General features: G+C 45.2%; 5 protein-coding genes. 4 read left to right on the forward strand and 1 reads right to left on the reverse strand.

Annotated features, from left to right (window positions below):
- Positions 1–80: 80 nt before the first annotated feature.
- Positions 81–539 carry a helix-turn-helix domain-containing protein gene (locus H6F77_RS00105; RefSeq protein ID WP_190484044.1) on the reverse strand — a complete coding sequence of 153 codons (459 nt, stop codon included), beginning with the start codon at positions 537–539 and terminating at the stop codon, positions 81–83.
- A gap of 308 nt (positions 540–847) precedes the next feature.
- On the opposite strand from H6F77_RS00105, the gene H6F77_RS00110 reads away from it, so the two are divergent.
- From H6F77_RS00110 to H6F77_RS00125, 4 genes are all read left to right on the forward strand, one after another.
- The gene (locus H6F77_RS00110) at positions 848–1,255 is read left to right on the forward strand and encodes a type II toxin-antitoxin system RelE/ParE family toxin (RefSeq protein ID WP_190484046.1); all 408 of its coding nucleotides are present in this window, start codon (positions 848–850) and stop codon (positions 1,253–1,255) included.
- The gene (gene relB, locus H6F77_RS00115) at positions 1,252–1,968 is read left to right on the forward strand and encodes a type II toxin-antitoxin system RelB family anti-toxin (protein ID WP_190484048.1); all 717 of its coding nucleotides are present in this window, start codon (positions 1,252–1,254) and stop codon (positions 1,966–1,968) included. The genes H6F77_RS00110 and relB overlap by 4 nt, the downstream gene beginning before the upstream one ends.
- Before the next feature lie 188 nt (positions 1,969–2,156).
- Entirely contained in the window at positions 2,157–6,572 is a 4,416-nt protein-coding gene (locus tag H6F77_RS00120; protein WP_190484049.1) for a CHAT domain-containing protein, read from the forward strand.
- Positions 6,573–7,290: 718 nt separating this feature from the next.
- Positions 7,291–7,614: an IS630 transposase-related protein gene (locus H6F77_RS00125; protein ID WP_190484052.1), complete on the forward strand. Its 324-nt coding sequence runs from the start codon at positions 7,291–7,293 to the stop codon at positions 7,612–7,614.
- Positions 7,615–7,694: the final 80 nt, after the last annotated feature.

The following is a 7,694-nucleotide window of genomic DNA, read 5'->3' on the forward strand; positions in this document are numbered from 1 at the left end:
CTTCTATGACCGGAGATATAAACGAGAATTCTCTGAGATGCACCGATTTTACGACCGCCTGTTAGGGGACAACAGTTAATTTACCTGATTTTGGGCTTAACCGAGAAGTATTGGGGTGCGCTTCCAGTGGAACCCCTTTTTTGCAGAATCCGGCGTATCCGGTCTGCGCTCAGTTTCACTCCTCGCTGTTGCTCCAACAGGGCGGATAATTGAACACTGTTGTAGGTACGTTGGTCTTGTTCTAAGCAGTCTTCTAGATACCGCAAGTCTGCCTCACTCCACCGCCGTTTCATCCCCCGTCCAGGGGTATCCCATAATCCCCCTAAGCCACCCGTCTCCCACCGTCGCAGTGTTTCTCGCACGGTCTGCTCTTGACATTCAAATATCTGGGCAATTTCTGGCACGTTCCAACCTTGTGCATTCAGCCGCACCATGTGGGCACGGTCTTTGATGTGCTGCGCCACCCTGGGTGCAACTCGTAATTCCTCGAGGGTGCGGTCTGATTCCTCGCCCAGGACGATACGTAAAGGGGCAGGCATTGGTTCAAGCAAGATACAGGTTTTACCGTCTCTCCTATCTTAGGTTTAATCCCGCCTACATACTTACTACAATTTTTTGGTACTCAACAGGATAATACGTGTAATGTAACTGGTTAGTGCCCCTTGAGTGCAAAACTTTAACAACTCACTAACCCGCCTTATTCTGCACAAGGAAAGCTATCTGGCTGCCTCACAGCTAGGTGACTAGCCTCAAGAAGAGTAAAAGCTGGCTAACTCAGCCATATGTCAACTAGAATATAATCCAAGTTGACATTCCTTGTAAGGAATATTATCGTGTGAGGTAGAACGTGGTCTGGACTTGGGAGCTGTATCTAGACGCGAGAGGGGAGGTACCAAAAGATTTGTTGGCTTTCTTCGTTGGATTGATACCAGAGGGTGAGCTACCGCCGAATGCGCCAACGCCCGTGCTAATTCCATCAGAAACCAAGAGGCTCCAGGTCAATCTTAAACGTCTATGCGACAAAGGCTTGGCATCGTTAAAGAGCGATATCTTTGAGAAGCTAGAGGATGACTTGTACGAATTCCGCATGACTAAAAGCGAGCATAACCCACGGTTCATTCTCACCACTGCCACTCCTCAATGTTTTGTGGTGTTGCACGCTTTTATGAAGAAGTACAACGGCGCTATCCGGGATAGAGATAAAGAGCCAGCAAGACTTCGGTTGCGTGAGTTGAACAGTAGGAAAGGACAATGAACAAGTACAACTTTCAGGACTGGCTCAAAACGAAGGTAAGCGATGACGACGAGGTAATCCTAGCCGGGAAGCTGGAGTACCTGCGGCTCTATTTGACCGATGCCATGCGGGAATTGCGAACCAAGGCAGGACTAACGCAGGCACAGTTAGCTCAAGAATTGGGAGTGCAGCAAGCTGCGGTGTCTAAGCTAGAGTCGGCTCTAAAGGATCGTGAGCTGGAGTCGGTACTTAAGTATCTGCATACTTTGGATGCGGATTTGCTCCTAGCCGTGAAGCAGGGAGAGGAACTGTATCAGGTAAGCGATACCGAAAGTGGGTTGTTGGTAGATGTGCCTTCTTATGTGCAAGAGCTGGCATCAACAGCAGGGATGAGTCCGCGTGAGTATGTCCTCTCAGCAATTGAGTATTTCTCACATAAAGCTACCTCTCGCAGGGAGACACTAACTGCATTCCTGGAAGGTGAGGACTCGGTTGCTAGGCAGGTACGACAGAGATTGGGTGGGCGCTCTGTGTCTGAAATTGCAGCCGAGTTGGAAAGTTGCCTGAGCATCCCTGAAGAAGATGACCGGATTTTGGCTGTCAAAAATGCTTTAGCTGGCAGCGTCAGGAGTGGAGGGACTACCCGTGATGCCAGTGATGAGAATGATGAAATTGAATTATTAGATTTAGCAGAGAGTTTGTTGGAGAAATTGGCACAGATAAAGCTTAATTAGAACCCGTATTTTTTAGACAAACATAGCTTACCTAAAGTTAATCACCCTGGTAAAAAAAGACTAACTGACCATCAACAGAGATTAGAAAAATTTCTTCAACATTATTTATATGAAGCCCGAAAACTACAGGAGGACTGACTGAAGTACGGGCTTGATTGTGTAGACCTGTATGTTGAGTATGTGGATGTATGGAACAACAACGTAGCGAAGATTATTACAGGCTGATTCACCATCTGCTGACCTGCCGCGATGGAGAAGAGGCAAAAATTTTGATGGCAAACTCTGGCTTAATTGATGGTAGGTTAGTGCAGGCGATGAAACAGGTAGCTAGCATGATGGCACAGCAAGGTAACCAGAACTTCGCTAATTATTTAATCCATGTTGCCGAGCATCTGCCCACTACACCATTTTTTAGAAGTGTTGCCCCTGCTGCGACAAGTGCCACCAGCAAGGCGTCACCCAGAACCAGCTCTGTAACAATTCCTCCTCTTTTGGAGCAGATATTAAAGGCAATTGTAGAAAGCAAAGGCAACCCACAAACTGTATACAGTCTGCTGCAAGCCAATAGAGACAAATTGGATGACAATTTTGTTCAGCAGTTTCGCAACTGGGCTTTTTCTAGTTTGCAGGATGCCGAACCAGAAACAGCACAGATGATGGCAACATTAGTTGGTGGATTTAGCGCTCTAATGTGGGAGTCTCCGTTGGGCAATAGGGCTATCAACTTAGAGATTGCGATTACAGGCTACAAAGTCGCTGCTACCATTTTTACCCGTGAATCGCTTCCAGAAAAATGGGCAGAAATCCAACAGAATTTGGCACCTGTTTACCGTCACAGGATTAAAGGCGATCGCGCCGAAAATCTGGAAAAAGCAATTACTGCTTGTGAAGGAGCTTTGCAGGTATATACCCATGAGGCTTTTCCAGAAAAATGGGCGGGAGTACAGAATAATCTAGGGCTTGTTTACAGCGATAGAATTCGGGGCGACTTAGCAGAGAATCAGGAGAAGGCGATCGCTTGCTATAAAGCTACCTTGCAAGTCTATACCCGCGAAGCTATTCCTGAAGAATGGGCCAGAGTCCAAAACAATTTGGGAATTGCCTATCATAAGAGGATTCAAGGTAACTTGGCAGAGAATCAAGAGAAAGCAATCGCCTGCTATGAAACTGCCTTGAAAATTCGTACCCGTGAAGCATTACCTTATAAATGGGCACAGACACAAAATAATTTGGGTTTTATTTACAGCCAGAGGATTCTAGGTGACCCAATACGGAATGTCGAGAGAGCAATAACTTACTACAATGCTGCATTGCAGGTTCAGACTCCTGAAGCTTTTCCAACAGAATCAATTTCAGTTCAAATCAAGCTGGAAGATGCTTGCCGACACCGAGATGACCTTTATCAAGGTGGAAAAGAATTACATTTTCTCCTTCAGATATTCCAAGCAATCCGAAATAACAGACAAAACCTGCAAGCTGTATACCCGTTTCTGTCTGCTAACCTGGAGAAGCTAGATGATAACTTTCTTCAGTTTTTTGACACCTGGGCAACAGTTAAATTATCCACAGTAGATAGCCAGGAAGCAAAAATTAGAGCAGTAGATATTGCCTTATTTAGTGGACTTATTCAGCAGTTTCCTCTAGGTGACAGGGCTATCAATTTAGAAATTGCAATTAAAGGCTATGAGCTTGTTTCTGAAATATTTAATCAGCAAGAAAAATCTCTTGAGAAGTTACTACGGGCAGAAACTCTATGTAATTTTAGTCTAGCTTACAAGAATCGGATACGCGGAAATAGAGGCGAAAACTTAGAAAAAGCTATTTCGGTTGGTCAACAAGCATTAGCAATGCATACTCGTAAGCAATTTCCCCAACTAGGGGCAAGCATTCATAATAATCTAGGAGGGTCTTACAGCAACCGAGTTTTGGGTCAAAAAGCTGGCAACATTGAAGAGGCAATCCAACACTTTAAAGCAGCTTTGGAAGTCTTCACCCATGAAACAATACCCTCAGAATGGGCAAAGCTGCAACACAATTTGGGAAATGCTTATATTCGTAGAATACTGGGCGATCGCGCCGAAAATATAGAAGTAGGTATTAAGTATATAGAAGCGGCACTGCAAGTCTACATTAAGGATAAGTTTCCACAAGACTGGGCAAACGCTCAAAATACATTAGCATTTGCTTATCACGAACGAATTCGCGGTGACCGGGCAGAAAACCTAGAAAAAGCGATCGCTTACTTCAAAACCGCTTTGCAAGTCTTTACCCGTGAGGCATTTCCACAATTTTGGGCGCAGACCCAAATGAATTTGGCATCTGTTTACCGCGACAGGATTCGTGGTAATCAGGTTGAAAATCTGGAACTGGCTATTACGACATACGAAGCTGCTTTACAAGTCGCTACTAAAGAGGCATTTCCCAGAGAATGGGCTATGACTCAAAATAATCTGGGTATGGCTTATTCGCAACGGAGATGCGGCAATCCTACCGGAAATCAGGAACGAGCGATCGCAGCGTATGAAGCAGCTTTGCAAGTTTTCAGTAGGGAGACATTTCCTCAAGACTGGGCAATGGCTCAAAAAAATTTGGCACTTGTCTACAGTACTCAAATTCGCGGCAGTCAGACAGAGAACTTAGAGAAAGCAATGACAGCTTACCAAGCTGCCTCCCAAGTTTTTACCCGTGATGCCTTGCCTTACTATTGGGCTAAAAACCAAAATAATCTTGCTCTTGCCTACACAAATACAGGGCAAATTGATGAAGCGATCGCCTGTTGTCGGTCAGCCTTAGAAGTTTTTACACCTACTGCCTTTCCCAGCGAGTGCTTTATAACTGCACGTCAATTCGGAGAGATTGGTGCAAGGTCAAAGCGTTGGGCAGAATCTATCGAGGGGTATGGTGTTGCCATTGAAGCTGTGGAAACTAGCCGCGCTTGGGCAACTTCCGAATCACGTCGTCAAGAGATTGTGGCAGAAGCTTTCTACGTTTACCACAACATTGTCTTGTGTTGCATCAATGCTGGACAACTAGAAAAAGCTATTGAATACGTCGAGCGATCGCGTTCCAAACGGCTTGTAGACTTGATAGCAAGTAACGACCTCTATCAAAGCGGCGAAATTTCCCCAGAAGTCAAGGAATTATTGCAGCAGTATGACGACTTGCAAGAGCGAATTGACAGAGAACGCTCTCAAAACCAATCTGGCAACAACCGAGAACTGATGGGAGTGGGAACAAGTACACTGGATCGCGCTGCCTTCCAAGCTTATAACGAAGCGATCGCAACATTAGAAGCCGAGAAACAGCAAATTTGGGAACAACTCAGACGCTTCGACCCTGTGCTAGCTGGCGAGATTCAGGTTAGCGCCCCTGACTTTTGTGCCATGCAGCAGCTAATTGATCGACCTACTACCGCCATCCTCAGTTTCTACACCACCAGCAACGACACCCATGTCTTTGTGCTACGGCAAAACCAGATTACTTGCCACACCTGTACTGGACAAGGCATCGAGACATTGCAATTCTGGATTTCCCAGAACTGGTTAAAACCCTACATCGAAGATAGAAACATTTGGAAGTCTCACATCAGTGATTTCTTAGTAGAACTGGCTCAACGCTTGCTTCTTAGTGACCTAATTGTTCAGCACCTTAATGGCATCACCGAACTAATTATAGTGCCTCACCTGTTGCTGCATCAGATTCCCTTGGGGGCTTTGCCCATCCAAGATCCCGAACACCCCTATCTTGGTGAGAAGTTTCTCATTCGCTACACCCCCAGCTGCCAAGTTTTGGAGTTTTGCCAACAGCGCGGTGAAGTGGGAGAGTGTCTCACCTACGGCACCGTAGAAGATGCCACCAATGACCTCCCCTGCGCTAGCTTTGAAGGCGAACAAATAGCCCAACTGCATCAGATTTCCAGTAATCGACGATTGAGAGGCAGCAGCCAAGCCACCCGCGACAACTATCGGCAGCTAGCCGAAAAAGTCCAGGTACTCCACTCCTGCCACCATGCCGAATCCTGCCTTGATGAACCCCTCAATTCCCAGCTGAAGTTAGGAGATGGCAGTATCACCTTGGGACAACTAATGAGTCCAGGTTGGCGTCTGCCTAATCTCTCCGATGTGTTTCTCTCCTGCTGCGAGACAGGTCTGGGTTTACCCGAAATCACAGATGATATTTTGACACTCTCCACTGGTTTTTTGTGTGCTGGTGCCAGAAGCGTTGTCAGTACTCTCTGGGCAGTCAACGACTTGGCTACAGCGATATTTTCCATCTTCTACTATCAGCATCGACAACAAGGCTGTAGTCGCCCTGAAGCTGTGCGGCAAGCCCAAATCAAATTGCGTGAATTGAACAAAGAGGAACTACTCAATAGAGAAGATATAAAAGAACTATCCAGGCAGGCAGAAGCTGGACGAAAGCAGGCAAGGAACAAGCGCAGCCAATATGAGTCAGGTTCAGCCAACTATTTGAATTGGGATCGTGAATATCGGAAATACGCCTCAGTTACAAATCAGATTCACAGTGTAAAAAATTCTCAAGACGAAGAACCCTTCTCGCATCCTCGCTACTGGGCTGCTTTTACTTGCTCTGGCTTACGCTAATTGCATCAGGGATAGAGTTTACAGGTGCAGTTGTCGTATTTACTACAAGTGGATTCCATATAAATCGCCCATTTCGGTAACCAATTTCGCCATGCTAAAGCGACAAATAGCATTTTATAGCGATCGCTCCAAAAGCCAGACAGCAGGATAAATGATGGGGCGGTAAATTAGGGGGTCGCGGCCAAAAGTTAAGATAGCTAGATCAATTTTCTGATTATATATCTAGCATCCAGCCACTTGGCCATCTAGGCTTGCAGTTGCGGCGGGTAAATAGCCTTGAGTATCTCTGGAGCAGGCCGAATCGGTAAAGTGCTTTAAGGCTAAAGTTACTGAAATTTTAGTCATTGCCTCGGCACTTTTTTCTTAAACTGCAATTGCAGTTGTCCTGGAGATTAAAGAGATCTCCAGAGAAACTGTAATTGCAGTTTAACTATAATTACCTTAGTTATTCTATATTTACAAACCTCTATATTTTGGATACATCTTAAAAACCAGGTGTTGATAAATAATTAATGATTCAGTAGGCAATTTTAAAATTTACAAACATTGTGAGCGAACTGAGTTATAAAAAAGCCTCCCGACCGTTGGGAGGTTTAATATAGCAACTGCCAAGGCGCTTAAGGCATAAACTAGAAGTAGACCTTAATAAAACCTCCGGCTATACCTCCGCCCGCGCGTATGCCCAAACCCTACAGTTACGATCTCCGCTCAATTGGTAGTGCAAGCCATCAAGTTGGATGGCCTAAAGATTAGTGAAGCAAGTCAAATATTTAGTATTAGTCGCGACACAATCAGGCTATGGCTGAAGCGGGAACGAGAAACTGGGGACTTTCAAGCATTGCCGAATAAACCGCTTGGGAATGGTCATAAAATCACTAACTGGGAAAAATTCAGAGAATTTGTAGAAGTCAATGGAGATAAGACCCAAGTAGAGATGGCAGCAATGTGGCAGGGGGAAATTAGCGCCAGGACTATATCAAGAGCCTTAAAGAAAATTGTGTTTAGTCGTAAAAAAAACTTATGGTTATCGAGAGCGAGATGAAGTTAAAAGACTAAAATTTAAAGAAGAGATAGCGACGTACAAGCCAGAAGAAAGAGTCTATATAGATGAAGCAGGAATGG

It is taken from the genome of Microcoleus sp. FACHB-831, from assembly GCF_014695585.1.
Lineage (GTDB): Bacteria > Cyanobacteriota > Cyanobacteriia > Cyanobacteriales > FACHB-T130 > FACHB-831.